Source organism: Endozoicomonas sp. ONNA2 (assembly GCF_024606365.1).
Classification (GTDB): domain Bacteria; phylum Pseudomonadota; class Gammaproteobacteria; order Pseudomonadales; family Endozoicomonadaceae; genus Endozoicomonas.
Genome location: NZ_JAHHPO010000712.1, coordinates 1 through 2,326, shown reverse-complemented (window position 1 = coordinate 2,326; position 2,326 = coordinate 1). Strand labels below are relative to the sequence as shown.

At 38.8% G+C, this 2,326-nt stretch carries 2 protein-coding genes; both read left to right on the top strand.

What is annotated here, in order from left to right; translation table 11 throughout:
- Positions 1 to 510: hypothetical protein (locus KDK14_RS12560; protein WP_257265480.1), on the top strand; the 510-nt coding region annotated here is incomplete at its 5' end.
- Positions 485 to 2,218, top strand: a complete 1,734-nt coding sequence (locus KDK14_RS12555) for an ankyrin repeat domain-containing protein (RefSeq protein ID WP_257265479.1) — start codon at positions 485 to 487, stop codon at positions 2,216 to 2,218. The genes KDK14_RS12560 and KDK14_RS12555, both read left to right, overlap by 26 nt.
- The last annotated feature ends 108 nt before the right edge of the window (positions 2,219 to 2,326 follow it).

Below are 2,326 nucleotides of genomic sequence, written 5' to 3'. Positions count from 1 at the left end.
ACGACCGGCTTCCGAAGGTTTCAACGTCTTCTGAAGTTACGGATTCAGGTTAATGTAAAGGAGTTAACTGCTATGAACATCAAAGAGATCAAACAGAATCAGTGTATGTCAGATTTACCGGTTGATGTAAATGACAGGGCTGGCAATTTGAAGCATGCAGGCACTGGAAGATCTGTGGAACCCGATTTTAACAGTAAACCCAGGGAGGTTGATGGTCAGCAGATTCTTCCCCATTGCCATAAAAGTACCTATGATACACCGATCAACGGAAGAAAAGCTGACATCATTAAAACATTACCAATTCTTGCTCAAACCAGTGAATTTTATGAAAAATTAAACCGCCATGCCCAAGATTTCTGTCAAAATATAGAGAGTAAGATTGCGGATTCAGAAATACAAGTCACTCTGGAGGAGCTGAGGCATCATTATGAGCTTGAGAGGTCGGTGATGCCACAGATGAGATGTATGCCAGAGAGTCTGGAGGTTGAACGATTTAACAGGATCTTTTAAGGAACTTAAAGGTATCGGCAACTTCTTTGAATCAGTTCTGAAGAAATATGATAACCGAAAAGCAGTAACAGATTATGAACAAAAAATATTAAGGTTTCTGTTAACCAATCTATTAAATGTTGATCCAAACACAGACGATTCATCTCTGGTATTTATTCTTAGAGCGTTGTTAAAATATTTTCATCCTGATAGAAGTGGCAAGCATAGTGATCTATATTCCATCATTTTAAACAAAGGATCACGTCTTGCTGAGATGATCAAAAATAATTTTAGCCATGAATCAGATGATGACCCTTTGATACAAACGATTATCGACCTAAAAAAACTTAACTGGGTTCATCGGACCGAAGCTGCAGGAAAAATTCAAGAAGAAATAATATCGCTCAAGGCTAGTAAGCTGAAAGATAACTACAAAGAAAAATTATTAAAGTCGATTATCAAATCTGACAATAAATTCATGTTAGATATAATGATATATCACTTGGGGATTAATAATTTAACAGTCAATAATGATACACCACTCATTTATGCTATTCATAATGGTTGCAACTATTATCTTATCAAGAGTTTAATAGAGAATAGCGATATCAATGCTCTCAGCCTCGAAGGCGAAACACCGCTCCAAATAGCCATTGACTGTTTCAAGTGTTGGAATGATGAAAATCCAGAAAGCCGTTCTCCTAATCCCTACAAAAATATAATTCAATTTATTTTGGATTATCATAAACTGTGTGTTGATGCCAAGGACTCTGCAGGTCAAACCGCATTATGCAGTATTGCCTCGCTTCGAAACTTGGATTTATCAAGTCTTCGGTTAATCTATAAACTAATCAATCGCGGTGCCAATATTGATCAGCCCATTGCTACTGAGAGTGGTGGAACAGTGCGCAGCGCTTTAAAGGCGAAGCTAGACGAGAAGCACTTTTCGGATTTTGAGAGATTGGCAGATAAACTGGCAGGTAACAGATTTGACCCGTTACCGTTGATACAATCGATTGCTGACCTGAGTAAAATTGACAAAAGGACTAATGGATCGTTATGGCACGAATCTTGTGAAAAAATAATTGAAAAGATAGAGGCACTCAAGGTTGGTGATCTGGAAGATAAGGATAAAGAAAAACTATTAATGTTGATTATCCAATCTGAAAGTCCAGAACTGCTGGACTCAATGATATATCGGTTAGGCATTGATAATTTAAAAGTCAATAATGAAACACCACTTATTTACGCTATGCAGAATGGCTGTAATGACATGATTCGCAAGTTAATAAAAACTGAAGATGTCAATGCTCTCGGCCGTGAAGGAAAAACACCGCTGCAAATCGCCATGTGCTGTCACGAGGAATGGAAGCGTACGCATCCCTTTGATCAATTTCGTAGTCGCCACATAAATATAATTCAAAATTTATTGGATTGTCATAAACTCTGCGTTGATGCCAGGGACTCCATTGAAGGGAGTACTGCATTATGTGATTTTGCCTTGCAGGAAAAGATTGATTTAAAAAGCCTTCAGTTTATTAATCAACTCATTAATCTGGGTGCCAATATTGATCAGCCCACTGCGTCCGGTATAACCGTTCGTAGCATGTTAAAGAGCAAACTAAACGAGGAGCAATTTTCGGAAATAGAGAGATTGGCAGATACCAGAAATAAAGAAGCTGGGGGCAGCAACTCAGGACAGAACTTTCTTGCAACAGGCTCAGCCTGAGAATGTGGGAGGTTCTATGGCTGGACACGAAAGCTTTGAACCACAAAGACACGAAGACACAAATGCCCATGGCGCGTGAAAATATTTTGCGCCACCCTCAGGGATGAA